This window comes from Chloroflexus sp., from assembly GCF_034431535.1.
Taxonomy (GTDB): domain Bacteria; phylum Chloroflexota; class Chloroflexia; order Chloroflexales; family Chloroflexaceae; genus Chloroflexus.
Window position 1 is genome coordinate 37,087 of sequence record NZ_DAOUDC010000068.1, and the last position, 17,518, is coordinate 54,604.

The 17,518-nt window shown below is 60.4% G+C and carries 14 protein-coding genes; 6 read left to right on the forward strand and 8 right to left on the reverse strand.

Annotated elements, in window-relative coordinates:
* Window positions 1-112: 112 nt before the first annotated feature.
* Entirely contained in the window at window positions 113-472 is a 360-nt protein-coding gene (locus U9R61_RS16300) for an STAS/SEC14 domain-containing protein (RefSeq protein ID WP_298405341.1), read from the reverse strand.
* A gap of 205 nt (window positions 473-677) precedes the next feature.
* On the opposite strand from U9R61_RS16300, the gene U9R61_RS16305 reads away from it, so the two are divergent.
* Window positions 678-1,136, forward strand: a complete 459-nt coding sequence (locus U9R61_RS16305; protein WP_322489868.1) for a hypothetical protein — start codon at window positions 678-680, stop codon at window positions 1,134-1,136.
* A 92-nt stretch (window positions 1,137-1,228) separates the two neighbouring features.
* On the opposite strand, the gene aat is transcribed toward U9R61_RS16305, so the two are convergent.
* From aat to purL, 4 genes are all read right to left on the reverse strand, one after another.
* Window positions 1,229-1,825 (reverse strand): leucyl/phenylalanyl-tRNA--protein transferase, encoded by a 597-nt coding sequence (aat, locus tag U9R61_RS16310; RefSeq protein WP_322489869.1) that lies wholly within the window; start codon window positions 1,823-1,825, stop codon window positions 1,229-1,231.
* Between the two features lie 69 nt (window positions 1,826-1,894).
* Window positions 1,895-2,548 (reverse strand): hypothetical protein, encoded by a 654-nt coding sequence (locus tag U9R61_RS16315; protein ID WP_322489870.1) that lies wholly within the window; start codon window positions 2,546-2,548, stop codon window positions 1,895-1,897.
* 90 nt (window positions 2,549-2,638) lie between these two features.
* The gene (locus U9R61_RS16320) at window positions 2,639-3,448 is read right to left on the reverse strand and encodes a DUF1444 family protein (protein WP_322489871.1); all 810 of its coding nucleotides are present in this window, start codon (window positions 3,446-3,448) and stop codon (window positions 2,639-2,641) included.
* A complete protein-coding gene (gene purL / locus U9R61_RS16325) occupies window positions 3,445-6,366 on the reverse strand; it encodes a phosphoribosylformylglycinamidine synthase subunit PurL (protein ID WP_322489872.1) in 2,922 nt (973 codons plus the stop codon). The genes U9R61_RS16320 and purL overlap by 4 nt, the downstream gene beginning before the upstream one ends.
* Before the next feature lie 186 nt (window positions 6,367-6,552).
* On the opposite strand from purL, the gene U9R61_RS16330 reads away from it, so the two are divergent.
* Window positions 6,553-7,065, forward strand: coding sequence for a YbaY family lipoprotein (locus tag U9R61_RS16330; protein WP_322489873.1), 513 nt, complete (start codon window positions 6,553-6,555; stop codon window positions 7,063-7,065).
* Here the strand turns inward: U9R61_RS16330 and U9R61_RS16335 are convergent.
* Window positions 7,057-7,803, reverse strand: a complete 747-nt coding sequence (locus U9R61_RS16335; protein ID WP_322489874.1) for a winged helix-turn-helix domain-containing protein — start codon at window positions 7,801-7,803, stop codon at window positions 7,057-7,059. The genes U9R61_RS16330 and U9R61_RS16335 overlap by 9 nt on opposite strands.
* Window positions 7,804-8,109: 306 nt before the next feature.
* Between U9R61_RS16335 and U9R61_RS16340 the strand changes: the two genes are divergently transcribed.
* A complete protein-coding gene (locus tag U9R61_RS16340) occupies window positions 8,110-11,952 on the forward strand; it encodes a magnesium chelatase subunit H (RefSeq protein WP_322489875.1) in 3,843 nt (1,280 codons plus the stop codon).
* Between the two features lie 116 nt (window positions 11,953-12,068).
* Entirely contained in the window at window positions 12,069-13,025 is a 957-nt protein-coding gene (locus U9R61_RS16345) for an AAA family ATPase (protein ID WP_322489876.1), read from the forward strand.
* 606 nt (window positions 13,026-13,631) lie between these two features.
* Here the strand turns inward: U9R61_RS16345 and U9R61_RS16350 are convergent.
* Window positions 13,632-14,726 (reverse strand): STAS domain-containing protein, encoded by a 1,095-nt coding sequence (locus U9R61_RS16350; protein ID WP_322489877.1) that lies wholly within the window; start codon window positions 14,724-14,726, stop codon window positions 13,632-13,634.
* Between the two features lie 80 nt (window positions 14,727-14,806).
* On the opposite strand from U9R61_RS16350, the gene U9R61_RS16355 reads away from it, so the two are divergent.
* Together U9R61_RS16355 and U9R61_RS16360 are read left to right on the forward strand one after the other, a co-directional pair.
* The gene (locus U9R61_RS16355) at window positions 14,807-16,036 is read left to right on the forward strand and encodes a hypothetical protein (RefSeq protein WP_322489878.1); all 1,230 of its coding nucleotides are present in this window, start codon (window positions 14,807-14,809) and stop codon (window positions 16,034-16,036) included.
* Window positions 16,033-16,740: a hypothetical protein gene (locus tag U9R61_RS16360; protein ID WP_322489879.1), complete on the forward strand. Its 708-nt coding sequence runs from the start codon at window positions 16,033-16,035 to the stop codon at window positions 16,738-16,740. The genes U9R61_RS16355 and U9R61_RS16360 overlap by 4 nt, the downstream gene beginning before the upstream one ends.
* A 29-nt stretch (window positions 16,741-16,769) precedes the next feature.
* Here U9R61_RS16360 and U9R61_RS16365 read toward each other — a convergent pair whose 3' ends face one another.
* Window positions 16,770-17,396 (reverse strand): hypothetical protein, encoded by a 627-nt coding sequence (locus U9R61_RS16365; protein WP_322489880.1) that lies wholly within the window; start codon window positions 17,394-17,396, stop codon window positions 16,770-16,772.
* Window positions 17,397-17,518: the final 122 nt, after the last annotated feature.

The window sequence follows — 17,518 nt, forward strand, 5'->3', positions numbered from 1 at the left end:
TAACCTAAGTATATTATGCAAGATCGTACAAAAAATAACAATCTGAACAGAAAACGAACAAAACCCGTGCAATTATGCACAGGTTTTGCAACAAAGATGAACAGCAAAACCGTCAATCTCCATATTCCATCACTGTACCGAGATAGCGCAGCGCCTCTTGTTCGGTGCCAAAGAGGCCAACGCCACTGACAAAGCGTACCAATGGCGCAAACAACAGCAAATGATGTTCGGAAACAATAAAGGCAATCCGGCCTAAATGCTTATGGCGCGCAATGGCTTCGGTGCGCTGGCGCGCTCCCCAATCAGCGCTAGAGATTCGTCGCCCATCAACCAGCAGATCTGTCGGCTTTGGGCACTGGTCGAGCAATCGCCACATTTCTTGATAGTACCGTTCCGCTTCGGCCAAGTGTAGATGATCCTCCAGCACCACCCAGATCAGATCATGGGCCCGGCGACGAATGCGGTAGGGCATAGTGTACTCCCTCACAAATTACGCGACGTTTTGCACATTATACATACTTTTGTTGTATATGTCTAGCGAAAAAGATGCCACGTTTCTGGTGCGAACTTTGTGCAAGGCAACCCGGACGGTTGACGAGCATCCCCGGCGCTGCTATAATCGCCGCCACAATCTAGCAGTACCGACGCTCGGCGACCGTGGAGAGAGGCTTGTCATTATGGGGTTCTTCGACTATTTCGTGACAGTGAGTCCTACCTTTGGCTCGTATGCGTGGACATTCTTTATTGTGCAGATTCTGCTGGTCGCGGGCGGCGCCTACTTCATCTGGCTGCACACTGAGCGGAATGTTGCCAAAGCAACCTTTTTCCGCCAGTTGGGGATTGCGCTGATGATTGTGGGTGGCTTTGGCGTGGCGCTTGGTGTGGCACGCATGCTCAATGCGCCAACCTTTAACCTGCGGTTCTGGTTTTACATTCAGTTTGTGGTTGAGCTGATCTTGGGCGGTTATGTCTTTTATTACATGCGTAATGTGCTGCCCGAGTTGGTGCGTAACTCGCGCACCCGTGCGCCCGCACCCCGCCAGATGCCGGCTGACGTTGCTCCGGCTGCGCCGCGTCCGGTAGCCACCACTGGCCGTCGCGAAGCCCGCCGCGAACGTAAACGTAAACAACGGTAAGGGCGAGACCTGCCTCACCCTCATGGGCGACGCACGCCGCTCCCCCAGCAGCTATGGTCAGGGCGAGGCATACCTCGCCCCGCCCCCTCTTATCACCAGATCGCTGGCACCCGCAACGCCGCTCGCAACAACCGGTGATATTCAACCCGCGAGATCTCGATCGTGCCGAACTGCAACATGTGCGGCCCGACCACAAACTGCGAGTCGAGCAACGTAAATCCGCCCCGCCGTAGCCGCTCGACCAGATGTACCAACGCCACTTTGCTAGCGTCGCGCACACGGTGAAACATGCTTTCGCCGGCAAACAAACCGCCTATCGCCACCCCATACAGGCCGCCGGCCAATTGGCCGTCACACCAACACTCGACGCTGTGGGCATAGCCTAATCGGTGCAACTCACTATAGGCCCGGATGATCTCCGGCGAAATCCACGTTGTCTCCCGGCCCGGCGCCGGTTCGGCGCAAGCGGTGATGACCGCATCAAAAGCCGTGTCAAAGGTGACGGTAAAGAACCCCGATCGCACGGTACGCGCCAACCGGCGCGGGACGTGAAAGCGTTCATCAAGCGGAATGATCGCCCGCCGCACCGGCTCGTACCAGCCGATCTCGCCGTTCTCATCGGCCATCGGGAAGATGCCTTGCCGGTAGGCGGCAAACAGGAGTTCGGGGGTTAAGCGTGGTGTTGCCATCGTCAGCGTCGTTCGCGTGCTTCTGTCCCATTCCAGACTCAGACATTCGTCTCCGCGTCCGGGTATCGCTTACACCACTCGGTTCAAGCGATTCAACCCCGACGTGATAATCGCCACACACCACCCCAACAGCAGCAGCGTCAGCCCTAATCCGACCCGCGCCGACCACTCGCCGTCGGGCAACAGCCGGCTGATGAGCAACGGCGCACCGGCCACTCCGTAGACCAACCCGCCAAAGATCAGCGGCATCGGCAAGATGGCTGCCGCCATGCTTGGCCACGAGTAATTCTGTACGGTAATGAAGACGTAGCAGAGGCCATACGTGATCGTGGCGCTCATCAGCGCTGCCAGAAACTCGGCGCTAATACCGAAGGATAACGAGCCGAGCAGCGCCGGCGGCGCCGGGTCGCGCAAACCGAGTAAGCCCACCAATAATTGAAGGCTGATGAAGATGGCGTAGGTGAAGAGACCGGTCAACAGGCTGGGGTTCCACCAGCGATAGAGGTAGATCGCCACAATGATCATCGCCGGCAAGGTGTCAGGCCATGCCGCGCGAAGTGAGGCCGTGACATTGAAGGGTGTCGTCAGCGCCGCTACCAGCGAGGTCAGCGACAGTACCGTTTGGATGCTGTACAGCAGCCGCCAAAACGGATCGAGCAGGGTGCTCAGTTGACCTGCTACCAATGCAAAGACGTAGAGCGGATTGCGCTGCTGCCACCACAACCAGAAGGCAGCGCCGTACAGCAGAAAGGTGATAACAACCGCCAGCAGAGTTCTCGCTCCTTGCGCGCCATCACCCGATGGCGCGCGCTGCTATTCCCAGATGTACTCTCGAATCTGACCGTCTTCAATCGTGAAGAGCTGATCGGTCAGGCTGTATTCGCGTTGGGCGGTATCAAGCTGGATCTGATGCGCGACGCTGGTCAAGATGTCTTGGTCGGCATCGCTAAAGGCAATCAGAAAATCGCGATCAGGAATGCCGATGATCATCTTGCCCGGAAAATGCGGCTGCCAGCTCGCCAGCAGATCAGGCAAGAGCAGGCGGGTCGCATCGTAACCGTCTTGGGTGTTGGCGATGATGAGCAGTTGCGCCCCTTCGCCGGTCATCAAAAAGTGGGCTCGCTCTTGGGTACGGGCAGCTAAATTGGCTAATGCCCGCTCGTGCAACTGGTGCTCGCCAATCCCCCACCGCTCAAGATGGCGCTCGTTGATGTAAGCCACGCTCTGCGGTTCATCGATCACATACGCGATGATCAGATCGGCCAGAAAGGGCCGGTAGGCCAGCATCGGCAATTTCTTCTCAAACACCGCGTTGAGCAGCGTGATCGGTTTGAGCATCGGCATCACCCGATCGGCCACTTTGGCGAAGGTGCGCGCCTCGCGCGCCGGTGTTTGTTCGCGCAGCACGCGCAAGAGGGTGCTGTACACCAGCTCAAGATGCTCAGGCGCTTGCGTGTAGGCATTGTAGAAGTTCGTCAGGTCGACTCGCATCCGTTGATTGGCAACGCGCACCTGCATGATGTCGCCTTCGCGCCCAAGGAAATCAACGGTTGGCTCAGCCGCCAACCGGCGCTCGATTTCAGCCGCGAAGGCGGCTCGATCGAGCGGAACCTGCCCGTTCATAGCTCCTCGTCCTTCACACTAATCGCATCAAGCCCATGTTGCCACACTGCGCGCAACTGAGCCACCGGCAGGTTGATCAGGGTCTGGTCACGCCAGACCGCCTGCACCTCCGGCGCTGCCGTCACCACCCCCAACCGCGTCAGTGGCAAGCCGGCTAGCATCGCATCGAACACGGCGCTCTGCGCCGGATCGACCGCGATCAAGAACCGGCTCGGCGTTTCGCTAAACAGCAGCGTGATCGGGTCAAGATCAATCCCATCGAGGGTCAGGTGCATCCCTAACTCACCGGCGATTGCCATCTCGGCTGCCGCCACTGCCAACCCACCCTCGCTCAGGTCATGGCAAGCGCGCACCAAACCGGCGCGAATGGCGCGATGGAGGGCGCGGAAGGTAGCGCGCGCCGCTGCCAGATCGACTTTGGGCAACGCGCCAGCGTCTTCGATCACGCCAACCGCCGCCAGATGGCTGCCGGCGAACTCGGCCCGCGTCGCACCGAGCAGGTAGATCACATCGCCGGCCTGCTTGAGATCCATCGTCACACACTGGCCGATATCATGAACGTGGCTCAGGGCCGAAATCAGCAAGGTGGGCGGGATCGCCACCCGATTGCCATCTGCATCGCGATACTCGTTGTTGAGCGAGTCTTTGCCACTGATGAAAGGGGTGCCAAAGGCGACTGCGCCATCGTAGCAAGCGGCTGCGGACCGCACCAACCCAGCCATACGATCGGGTCGCTTGGGATCACCCCAGCAGAAGTTATCGAGGATAGCGGTGCGGTCAGGGTCGCCGCCAACCGCCACCACATTGCGCAACGCTTCATCGATCGCGGCCAAGGCCATCCAATACGGGTCGTGGCGGCCATAGCGCGGGCAGATGCCAAAACCGAGCGCCAAGCCAGCCGGATCATGCGGCACCGGTTTGATCACTGCCGCATCAGATGGCCCAGCAAGACTAGCGCCGACCAGCGGCTTGATCACCGTGCCGCCACCCACTTCGTGATCGTAGGTGCGGATAATCCGCTCTTTCGAGGCGATCGAGGGATGGGCCAGCAGCACCAGCAACGCCGCTTCCGGCTGCACGCCAGCGAGTGACGGCGATTGGCCCAGCGCCGGCGACGGTTCCCAACGGGCGTTGAGGATGCGCTGAGGCCGTCCCTCGTGCAAAAAGTCCATATCGAGATCGACAACCGCCAGATCGTGATAGTACACGCGCAACCGGCCATCATCGGTAAAGCGACCAATCGGCGTCGCTTCGACCTCTTCGGCGGTGCAGAGCGTGAGCAGCGCCACCAGCCGGTCTGGCGGCACCGCCAACACCATGCGCTCTTGCGCCTCTGAGAGCCAAATTTCCCATGGCTGCAAACCGGCGTACTTGCATGGCACATGTTCGAGATGCACCTCGGCCCCCAGCTCAGCGCCCATCTCGCCGACCGCCGACGACAAGCCGCCGGCGCCACAATCGGTAATCGCTGAATAGAGTTGGGCATCGCGGGCTTGCAACAGCACATCGAGCATCTTCTTTTGGGTGATCGGGTCACCGATCTGCACCGCGCTGCCCACCTCGCTGGCAGTGGTATGGGTCAACTCAATGCTGGAAAAGGTCGCGCCGTGGATACCGTCGCGCCCGGTGCGCCCGCCCATGACCACGATAATATCGCCGGGCCGCACGTTGCGCGGGTGCATGCCACGCGGAGCAATGCCGACCGTGCCGCAGTAGACCAGCGGATTCGCCGTATAACCGGGGTCAAACAGCACCGCCCCGCCAACGGTTGGAATGCCGAGCTTATTGCCATAATCGCGCACCCCGGCTACCACGCCGCTCGCGATCCGGCGCGGGTGCAGCACGCCGGGAGGCGGCGGCGCATCGGGCATGCCAAAACAGAGCACATCAATATTAGCGATCGGGCGGGCCGACACACCCAGCACATCGCGAATCACGCCGCCGACGCCAGTATTCGCACCGCCGAACGGCTCCAGCGCACTCGGATGGTTGTGCGTTTCGACCTTATACGACACTTCGTAATCGTGACCAAAGGCAAGAATGCCGGCATTATCCACAAACGCGCTCAACACCCACCGATCATCGCGCCCGACCAGCGCCTGCTCGGTCGCCCGCATCAAGAAGGTGCGGATCAGGCTATCAATCTCGGTCTTGCCGGTAGCCAGCCGGGCTAGCATGGGATGTAAGGCCGCATTCGCCGGCAACTCTTCGGGAGGTTGCTCGTACTGCACGCGGGCCTTGAAGGTCTTATGCGAACAATGCTCGCTCCACGTCTGGGCAATCGTCTCAAGTTCGCCATCAGTTGGATCGCGCCCCTGCGCCGCGAAATAGGCCTGAATCGCCCGCATTTCGGCCAGATCGAGCGCCAGCACCCCGCGCCGGCTAATCTCAAGCAACTCGGCGTCATCAGCCGCGCGCAACGGCGCCGTCGCCACCACCGGCTTAGCCGGGGCCGGATCGGCGACCAGCATCGTGTAAAATGCCGTGCGCGTCGTGTTCGGCTGGTCAGCATGGTAGGCAATCGTCGTATGCACCACATCGATGGACAAATCGGCAGCGGCTTGGGCCGGATCGGTCTCAGGCGGCAAGAGATAGCGGCGCAACGCGCGGGCATGCTCGATTCCGCGCACCCCCAACCGGCACGCCCCTTCCAGTGCACTCTCGCCCTCGCTGTCGGTCACGCCGGGCCGGTAGGCCACTTCCAACACCAGTGCATCAGTCGCCGGCAGAAACGGATCGGTCAAGGGCCGATTCGCCTCCACGACCTGCCAATGCGCCTGCTGCACAATCGGATCGTGCAAGAGCTGATCGACCACGAGCGAAACCGCTGCCGGAACCAATTCATTGCCCGCCAGCAAATAGAGCGTCTGCGGCGAAGCGGCGGCGCGCGACGCCACCGTTACAAGATAGAGCGGCATAAGAACTCCGAAACTTCACGCAAAGGCGCATCGGCACGAGCAGCCGGCAACAGATTGGCATCATCTGATCATCACTGCCCCAACAGGTTCGCACCTGCATCTCTGCGCCAGATTTTGCGCGTTCACATCGTTTATAATCTTGAGTATACCATCTTCTCTTGCCGATGTTGCAGCACGGAGCAGATTATGCAGTTCTATCGCCGGGCAATGGTTCTTCTGATCGGGGTATTGTTGCTTATTGCGCCAACCCTGACCATCGCGCAAGGCACTGCCAGCCTTACCGGCACGATCACCTACCGCGAGCGAATAGCGTTGCCGGCTGATGCGCTTGTGACGTTGCAGATCGCTGAAGTGACGGCGAGCGGCGCAGCGGGCCGGGTGATTATCGAACAGACATTTGCCACCAGTGGCGCGCAGCCGCCATTCCGCTTTAATCTCACCTACAACCCCGCGGTAATCGACGCCGGACGGGTGTACACCCTCCAAGGCTACATCCGGTCGGGCGGGAACACGCTCTTCGCCACCGACGGTCTCATTCCGGTAATTACCGGCAACGCACCCCGCAGCGATCTCAGCGTGGTGATGGTCACGGCTCGCAGCGCCAATCTGCCGGCTGCCGGCAGCGAACTGTGGTTGGTGTGGCTAGCGATCGGGTTCGGACTTGCTGGCGGCATTGTTCGGATGGTGCGCTTACGCTAGCAATTGGGGCTGCGGATTGGCAACGGATTGCTGGCGCGGCAGGCGCAATTGATAACCGATACCGCGTTCGCAGACCAAATACTCAGGATTCTTTGGATCACGCTCGATCTTTGATTGCAGGTAGTACATCCGTCCCCGCAACAGATGGCGCGCCTCCTCTTCGTCATAGTGTGACGGATAGAGGAGGCGCGCCAATTCTTCGTACCGGCAGAGACGCCCATTCGCATCGTACAGGTATTGCAACAGCGTCAACTCATCCTTGCTCAAACGCACTTCGCGCTGGCCGAGATAGAGCCGGCGCTGGATAGGATCGATTGCGAACAAGCATGGCGAATCAGCCTCGATATGGTCAGCGGCCAGCGCACCTCTATCGTCAGAAACGGGCTTAGGTTGAACGATCGCTTCCAGCAACGCATGCGGCACTGGATATGGCAACCAGATCATGCACGCTAGCCAAATGGCATTGAGGGTCATCAGCAACCACGGATCGCCGCCAGCCAGCACGATCTTCTGATGTAGCGATAGTTTATTTGTAAATATTTTCAGATCGCTTGGTAGATCGGTAAAAAGAGCAGCATTAGCAATACAGATAGTAATCCGCTGATCGTTAAGATAATGCGCCATTAGCCTGGCATCGGCTGTTGCCAGCACAGGCCATTGCCATTCGTGCAAGCGGTTCACCAAGGTTGTGCGGCTGGCGTTATCGTAGTCGAGGAGCAGCGCGATACCACGGCTCATAATATTGATGGCTCCATATTTGATTGAGAGACTGCTTGGCGAGTAGTATAGGCAGAAAGAGAAATTTGTGCAAACGAACGTGAATATTGTATGTAGATGCATGCTCTCGTTTTTTGTTTGTTTTCGTGAATGAGTTTGGCTAGCAGGTGCAGTATTTCCCTCATCTCTTGTCTTGCCAGTTGCCGAATCTTTACCATCCTCTCGGCCAGAATGCGTGTTTCTTTACAAAGTGAGATAATGTATCTATAATGACATATCATATAATAAGAGATAGCTTCTTGGACAAAGGTTGATCACACAAACGTGATGGCGCCGGCGCACCATACCATTGCGTCGCTGCATCAACTAGCAAGGAGATCAGCTATGCGCTTCGTGTTCATGTGTATCGAAGCCAACAACGCTCCCGCTCTGCGCAAGGCGGCGGCGGCAATCGAACGCGAATACGGTCTACGGTTGGCGATTGATTTCTTTGCCCCGCCTGATATGCGCACCGCTGCCGATTGGGAACGGTTAGCCGCGGCGGTGGCGCGGGCCGATTTTGTCTTCGGCTCGATGCTCTTTGGCGAGGAGTATGTCCGCCCCTTGAGCGAGATTTTGGCAACTGCGCCGTGCCCGGTCTGTATGATCATGAGCAGCCCCTCGCTGATTAAGCAGACGCGCATTGGCAAGTTTGATCTCCGCCCCAAGCCTGCCGCCGAACAGAGCGCCTTCCGCCAGTGGCTGAGCCAGTTCCAACCCAAGCACGGCCACGGCGAGATTCAGCGCCAGATGTCGTTGGTGCGCGGCCTGAGCAAGATGCTGAAGTTTTTGCCCGGCAAGGCGCGCGATATTCACACTTATGTGATGGCGCACCAGTTTTGGGCCGCTAGCACGCCCGAAAATCTGCGCCGGTTGCTGTTGCTGTTGATCGAACGCTATGTGCCCGGCTATAAGGGCAAATTGCCGGTGCTTGATCCGCAGGATATTCCCGAATCCGGCGCGTTTCACCCTGATGCGCCGGAGCCGTTTGCTGATCTGGCCGCCTACCGCGCGTGGCGGCGCAAGCAGCGCCAGAAGCTAACCGCTGGCACGGTTGGCTTGCTGACCATGCGCCCGTTTGCCCTGTCGGGCAATAGCGCCCATCTCGCAGCGCTGATCCGTGCGCTGGAAGCCCGTAGCATCGAAGCGCGCGCCGCCTATAGCCCGACGCTCGATATGCGCCCCACGGTCGAGCGTTTCTTTACCGATACCGCCCGTGCTCGCCACCACGAGCCGCCAGCGGACGTTGATCTGATTGTCAATACCACCGGTTTCGCGCTCGTTGGCGGCCCGGCTAGCACCGATCCCGTCCAAGCGAGCGCCACCCTCGACCAGCTTGACACGCCGATGCTCGATCTCTTCCCGCTGGTGTTCCAGCATATCGAGCAGTGGCGCAGCGATGATCGCGGGATTGCGCCGTTCCAATTGGCGCTGAATGTGTCGCTGCCCGAACTCGATGGCGCAACCGATCCGCTGGTGATCGGCGGGATGCCGCGCGGTCGCGAAGATGTGATTCCGCTTCCTGCCGAGATTGAGCTAGCCGCTGAGCGGATTGCAGGCCGGGTAGCGCTGCGCCGCACGCCCCCCGCCGAACGGCGGATCGCGATTACGTTGTTCAATTTCCCGCCCAACCTTGGCAACGCCGGCACTGCCGCCTATCTCGATGTCTTTACCAGCGTTTTCCGCTTGATGCAAGAGCTGCGTGCCGCCGGGTATACGGTCGAATTGCCGCCGAGCGCCGATGATCTGCGCCGGTTGGTAGTCGAAGGCAATGCCTTGCTGCACGGCACCGACGGTAACGTCGCCGATTCGCTGCCGGTCGAAGAGTATCGCCGCCTCTTCCCCGATTATGTCGATATCGAGCCGTATTGGGGTCCGGCCCCCGGCCAGTTGCTCAGCGACGGCAAGCGGCTGCATATCCTTGGCCGCCGCTTTGGGAATGTGTTTGTCGGTTTGCAACCCAGCTTCGGCTACGAGCGTGATCCGATCCGGCTGTTGATGAGCAAGGATGCTGCCCCGCACCATGGCTTTGCCGCGTATTATGTCTGGTTGCGCAAGGTCTTCAAAGCCCACGCCGTGCTCCATTTCGGCACCCACGGCGCGCTTGAGTTTATGCCCGGCAAGCAGGCTGGTCTGAGCGCGCAGTGCTGGCCGCTGCGCCTGCTCGGCGGCTTGCCTAACGTGTACTACTACTGCGTCAATAACCCCAGCGAAGGCAGCATTGCCCGCCGGCGCGGCATGGCGACGCTGGTCAGCTATCTGGTGCCGCCGGTGCAGCAGGCCGGTCTCTACAAAGGGTTGCGCGCGCTCAAAGACAGTATCGATCGTTACCGCGCCCACCCCGACCCGGTGCTAATCGACGACCTGCGCGCCCAAGCCGAGTCGCTGAATATTGCGGTCAGCGGCGAGGGTGACGAGTATGTCGCTGCGCTCGGCCACGAGCTGTTGCAGGTTGAGCAGCGCATGATCCCGGTCGGTTTGCACGTGCTCGGCCAGCCGCCCCAAGACAGCGAGCAGGTCGATGTGCTTAGCCTGATCGCAACCTTTACCCGCGTACCGAGCGACCATAACCAGCCGCCGCTCGAACCGCTGCCGCATATTGTTGGCCGCGCCTTGGGGGTTGACTACGCCGCCTTGACCGGACGCTTGCGCCACGATCCGGCGGCCCAAGCCCGGTATCGCCAGATCGAAGAGATTTGCCGCGCGACGATCACGGCCTTGGTTGAGCATGGCACGGGCCGCGCCGCCGATGAGGCGCTGGCCCGCCACGTGAAGCTGCCGCACGGCCAGCTTACACCCTTGTGGGATTACCTGCTCGATATTCAGCGCCGTATGACGACCGAGCGTGAGATCAGCGGGTTGCTGCGCGCGCTCAACAGCGGCTATGTGTTGCCTTCGGCAGGCAACGATGTGGTGCGCAACCCATCGGTCGTGCCTACTGGCCGCAACATCCACGCCTTCGATCCGTTCCACGTGCCGGCCCCGGCTGCCGCTGCCGCCGGCATAGCCGTCGCCAACGAGCTGCTCGAGCGGGTGCGCGCCGAGCAGGGGGCCTACCCCGAAACGGTGGCGATGGTGTTGTGGGGCACTGATAACATCAAGACCGAAGGTGAAGGGATTGCGCAGGCACTGGCCTTGGTCGGCGCGCGCGCCGTCGCCGATGAACTGGGCCGGATCACCACGGTCGAGCTGATCCCGCTGGCCGAGCTGGGTCGCCCGCGCATCGATGTGGTACTGACGGTGAGCGGTATCTTCCGCGATCTGTTTGCCGCGCAGGCCGCCTTGCTCGATCGCGCCATCCGCATGGCCGCCACCGCCGATGAGCCGCCAGAGCACAACTTCGTGCGCGCCCACGCGCTGGCGCAGGCGGCTGAATTGGGTTTGAGCGTCGAAGCGGCGGCGACCCGCGTCTTTTCGAACGCTTCCGGCAGCTATGGCGCCAACGTTAACCATTTGGTCGAGAGCAGCACGTGGGAGGAAGATGGTCAGTTGGCTGAAGCCTTCATCACTCGCAAGAGCTTCGCCTTCCAACCCGGCGGCGAATGGAGCGAAGCGCGAGCTGTGATGGAAAAGGCGCTGGCAACAGTCGGCGTTACCTTCCAGAATGTCGATAGCGTTGAGAACGGGATCAGCGACATCGACCACTACTACGAATACCTTGGCGGCCTGACCAAGAGCGTTGAGAAGACCCGCGGCGCGCGACCGACGGCGCTGATGGGTGAAGTGGCCGAACTGGTCACGCCGGGAGCTAGCCGGGTGCGCTCGCTTGAGCAGATGGTGCGGATCGAGAGCCGGGCCAAGTTGCTCAACCCGAAGTGGTACGAAGGCATGCTCAAGCACGGCTACGAAGGCGTACATGAAATCGAGATCCGGGTCAGCAACACCTACGGCTGGAGCGCCACTGCCCAAGCAGTGGATGGCTGGGTCTACCAAGGCGTCGCCGAAACCTACTTGCTCGATCCAGAGATGCGCGAGCGGCTGGCTAGCCTCAACCCGCACGCTACCGCCGGTATTGCCGGGCGCCTGCTCGAAGCCCACAACCGCGGCTTCTGGCAAGCCGACGAAGCCACGCTTGAGCAGTTGCGCGCGATCTATGCCGACCTCGAAGACCGGCTGGAGGGGGTGCGGTAAACGCCGAACCGGTCGCAGCGACGGCCCTGCGGGGCCGTCGCTACTTGACACACCGCCCCTGCTTTACTACACTGGCAACGCATTGCATCGCAGAGCGCCAGAGTAAGGAGCGGCGCATGGCGCGGATCGTCGCAGTCATCAATCTCAAAGGCGGGATCGGCAAGACCACCACCGTGGTCAATCTCAGCGCCGGATTGGCGCTGAAGGGGGCGCGGGTGTTGCTGATCGACATCGACGCGCAGGGCAATTTATCCATGGCGCTCGGTGTGCGCGCGCGCCGTACCCTCTACGAAGCGATCGTTGATCATAAACCGCTGGCTGATCTGCGGGTCAGCGCCCGCCCCAACCTCGACCTCGTCGCCGCCGATGAGTCATTGCTGCTGGCTCAGCAAGCCATCGCCGGACGCGCCGATTGGGTGCGCGTGCTCGAACAACTGGTGCGCCCGCTGCGCCAAGAATACGACTTTATCTTCTTCGATTGCGGAGGTTCGCTGACGGTGCTGAATCAAAACGCACTGATGGCAGCTACCGAGGTGATCGTCCCCACGACGGTTGAACCATTCTCAGTACGCGGCTTAGAAAAGCTGATCGCCCAAATTGCGCGGGTGAAGGGCAGCACCAGCGTGGTGCGCGCGATCATTCCCACCATGGTTGATCCGCGGATGAAGCAATCGATTGAGCTGCTCGCGCACCTCAACCGCGCCTATGGTCAACTCGTCACGCCGCCGGTGCGGGTCAATGTGCGCTTATCGGAAGCTTCGGCGGTGGGGAAGACGATCTACGAACACGACCCGCGCTCACGCGGCGCACTCGACTATGCCCAGATCGTTGAATTGCTCAGCAAAGCGTGGACTTTCCAGCCTCAACGTGCAACACCGCAACCAGCCGCGCCCATTCGTCCGGCAGCGCCCGCCACACGTTCTGAACCGGTTGTGACCGGCGGCGGCGAAGTGCAGACCAACGTGTGCCCTAACTGCGGGCACACGCTCCAGCGCGCCACCGTCGCCGGCTACCGCATCACCTATTGCGCCAACTGCCGCTATCGCCGGCAAGAGCTGATCAACGGGAGTTAAACGGGAGCGCGGGCTGCCCGCGTCCGCTCTACCACGCCCCGGCATCGCGAGAAGCGCGGGCCGCTGGCCCGCCCCACTATTCACCCGCGGGCGCGCCGCCCGCACCCCGACACCCATTGCGCCTTTGCGCTGAATCACTCACCACCCGGCCCCCTCTCCCACCTGACGGCGGACGAGGGGGAGCCACGCGATGGGTGGGTGAGGCATTGTTGGAACGAAACGCAGCAGCGCACCACTCCCGCGCCAGTGGGAGCGGGCTGGGGGTGAGGGCGAGCTTGTTTACCGCAGCGAACGCCGAGGGCGCAGAGGGAGTAGGAGGAGCGGCAGGCTGTCATTGCGAGGGCGCGCAGCGCCCGAAGCAATCTCCTTCTTTAGCGAACCATATGCCTGAGTGGATCACTCCTGCCCGCGGGGTATGTTTTTTACCGCAGAGGGCGCGGAGAACGCAGAGGATGCGAAGTAGAGAGATGACACACAAACCCCGTTGCGCTATCGAGAGCGCGGGCCACTAGCTCGCCCCGCCAGCACCACCCGCGGGCGCGCCGCCCACCCACTGATCACCAGCATACGTACCCTGCGACGTAAGGACATTACGCTACCATGTCCCTATCTCGTCGCCAATTGCCGGCTCACCCGCTCGACCGCACCGGCGAGATCGCTGAAGACGTGCGAAATCGACAACTCGATCCCAAGACTCACCATTGTCTGTGCCACTTCCGGCCGCACCCCGACCAGCGCCACCTCAGCCCCTAGTAAGCGCACACTCTGCACCAGTTGCACCACCCCAGCGGCGACATCGGTATCGATCACAGGCACGCCGGTTACATCGAGGATCAGCCAACGCGCGCGCTGCTGCTCGATCTGGGCCAACGCTTGCTCTTGAATCAGCGCCAACCGATCGCGATCAATTGCGCCCACCAGCGGCATCACCAACGCCTGCTTGCCAACCGGCAACACCGGCACGCTCAGATCACGGATCACGTCACGTTGTGCGATCACTTCGGTTAGCAGGCGATCCTGCGCACTAGCACGCTCTTCGAGTTCGCGCAGCGCATCTTGCAGCGCAGCAGTTTGCCTTGCCACACGCCGATCTAACTCAGCGTTGACCTGTTGCAGTTGGGTTGCCGTGTGCTGCGCCTGTTGCAATGCGGCCTGCAACTGGTGATGGAGCGATTCGTTGCCGGCGCTTTGCACAAAACTGACAATTGCGACAAACCCCACTAAAATCCCAGTCGTCACCAGAAAAGAGTGCAATGGCAACGAAATAATCACTGGTTGAGCCAAAAATGCAATGCTCACTAACCCAATCAACACTGCCGCCGTAACCGCAACGACATCGCGAAACCGTAAAATGGTCGCTGCCAGCACTAACGGCACAGCAATAAACGTGGCAACCGGACGATCGGGATTAACAACTATCGCCGTGACTGTGCCAAGCAATGACACCAAAACAGTCAGCCACCCAGCTAAATCAACATATCCCATGCGGGTCAGCGCAATGATCGCGATATAGAGGGCGGCGCCAAACGCGGTTGAGATTAAAAGCACGGTCAGTTCTGGAAAATAGAACAGAATCGTAAATGAAACGAGCAGATTGATAACAAACAGACCAAGGCCGATAATGATAATATTTCGTCCACGCTGGCGAGTTTCTCCATCAGGGTGGCGAATGTCGAGCAGGGTGGAAAAGAGGTTTTTCATACGTCGTACAGTACAGTTGCAAGAACGATTACTCGGTGATTATAATAGATATACCTTATTTTGACAAAGTATACTCCTTCATGCATTTACTATCGTTCAAGCACGCACACTACAGGCTGGCCGGCGCGATCGCCACGTTGAGCGGCAGCGGAATACTTTTCCGCATCCAGCGCCAGCCATTCACGACGTTTCATGCCATCATCGTGATTGATGGATTGAGTTGCCTCGTGCTCATCACGGCCGGTCTGCTGATGTTCACCATGCCGGCCCATTGGCGCCGCTTAGGGCAATTGGCGGCGCTGGGTTTTGCGATGGTGAGCGGCCATCTGGCCGGGATCGCAGTGGGGTTGCTGATCACGCTGCTCTTGAGCGAACGCTGGCGGGAACGGGGGGCTGGATTGGCGTTGGCGGCGGGGTATGGCTTGATCGGTTTTTTAGCCTCATCGTGGCGCTTGAACGCCAGTGGTGATGGCTTGAATAGCCTGAGCTTCATCTTGCTCTTGGCCGGGGCAGCAATTGCCGCTGGTTTTCTCGATCTTGCCACTGCCCAACGCGGGCCGTTCGACCCACTGTCGGCGCTAGCCGGCATTGCCGCATTATTGCGGTTGTTTAGCGTGGGGCCGTGGAATCTGGGTTGGCAGTTGGCCATGCTGCTGATAGGCGGCATGCTTGCCATGAGCGCAGCGTGGCGTGCGGCTACAACAACCGAGTCGCTGGAAACGGAGGAGTGGCTGCAACGGAGTTTGAGCGGCTTAGCCCTTACCGTGACCGGCTGCGCTTCGCCGGCTGGGGTGGTGGCGGCTGGGTTGCTGCTGCTCCATCTCGTCTTGCGCCGGCTAGCGCAACCAATGGCAGGATCTGCAACGTGGGCCGGTTGGCTGTTAGCCGGCGCCGTGCCGGGAACCCTCGGCTTTGTCGCTTTATGGTCGGCGAGCGCCGCAGCGATGACCGCCGGTATACCGGCCTTAGCCATTGTTGGGTGGGCCACCGCGTTGTTGTGCATGCTGGCTTCAGGCCGCCACATTCAGGGGCCAGCGCGCTGGCCAAGCACAGCTGGCGCGCTAGCCGGTCTCGCGCTCGGCCTTGCCGCGCCGGCCTTGGCGCGTTGGCTGCTTCGCCCGATTAGCGACCATCTTCAAGGCGGGTTGACGCCGTATGGCGCGATCGAACCGTGGGGATGGGCTGGGTTGCTGGCGCTCGACTTCGGCGCACGCACCGCAGCGACAGCACCGGGACTAGCGTTATTCGCATTGATAGGGCTGTTCGGCGCGCTTGTCTGGCTGATCAGTCGCTGGCGCGGGTGGGTATGAGCGATCTGCTGGGTGCGTTTGGCCAAGCGTGGCTACGGCTGCTGCTCTACCCCGGCGGGCTAAGCGCGATATTGGCTGCGTTGGTCATAGTCCGGTTGCTTGGTATCCGGCAGCTTGAACCGCTCACCGCACCAAAGTTGCTCGATCTGTTGCCGCCGCTCAGCGCCATTGCGCTGCTTCCGCTCGCTCCAGCGGCCTCGTTCCCTTACGGTCTCGATTTACCCACCGCTGTGACGTTACTGCTCTGGCCGGAATTGCGCCGCGCTGCCGCCGAACGCTGCGATCCGCACCAGCTTGCTGCGCACTACCTGCCCGCCTTCCTTGGCGCGATCGCTTTGGCTAGCGCAGCAGGCACCTTCGACCTCAGCGGCTTGCTGCGCTGGCCATCCACCCCCCTACGACAAGCCGCATTCCTCCTCGGCGCCGGGGCTTGGATCGCTGCCATACCGCGCCTTGCCCCATCCCAACCCCATCTCGCCGCCGCTTGCAGCGCATTAGGTCTCATGCTAGTCGGAGTCTTGCCGCTCAGCGCCGCCATCAGCACCATCGCCGCCGCTGCCCCGGCATGGCTGGGTGTGGCGGCAGCAACGGCGATCGCAGTTGCCGGTATCGCAGCATCGCACCGCCTACCGGTGCAATGGGGATATGTGTGGGCAAGTATGGCGTTGATAGCGGCAAGTGGCGTGTTACTCGACAGCCGCTGAGGCAAGGCACGGCAGACCGCGCCCCGCTGCTACGCCGCATCTACCGAGCGATAGCCGCCATTGCCGTGCGGATGGAAGGTATCGCTCAGATTAGCGATGATCGTGCGGGCCAGACTCATCTCTGAACGCAAGAGCCGGCGCAGACTCTGCACGTCGCGGTCTTCCCACTGCTCGAACAGGTCAACCATCGTTGAGCTGACTAACTGCACCGCTTCTAATTCAACCCGTTGCCCGGCGGGTTGATACACGCGCCGCACCTCCACTGAAACCGGCTCAACTTCGGCTATCTCAGCCGGAAAGTGGCGCTCAAATGCGATGTGGACGGCACGCTGAAACATGCGCACCAGTTCAATGTCGCTCCGATCACGGTGATTGGTCAGTGTCACCGTGTACGTCATGGTCAATTCAAGCGGATCAGCCGGTAGATCGCGGCCTTCGCTAATCAGTTGATGCACCGGCGACCACGTAAAGTTAATCTCAAGCCACGGCGGCATTGTCGCCAAGGTTAACGGCTCGGCGTGATCGGGGAAGAGTTCAATCTTACAGGTACGATCGTGCGTGGCGGGGATGACGCTCTCTATCAGCGCGTGTTCATGCAGGCCAACACTGAGCCATGCATCTTCCAGCGCCATCACGAGATCGTCGTAGGTTACCATCAATTGCACTCCTTGCAACAGTATCATAACCTCTCGATTGTACCCGAGTCTGACGATGATGGCAACCGCCGTTAGCCGGATGTCATCTTTACCTATTACTGTAACACGAGAATGTGGTTGTT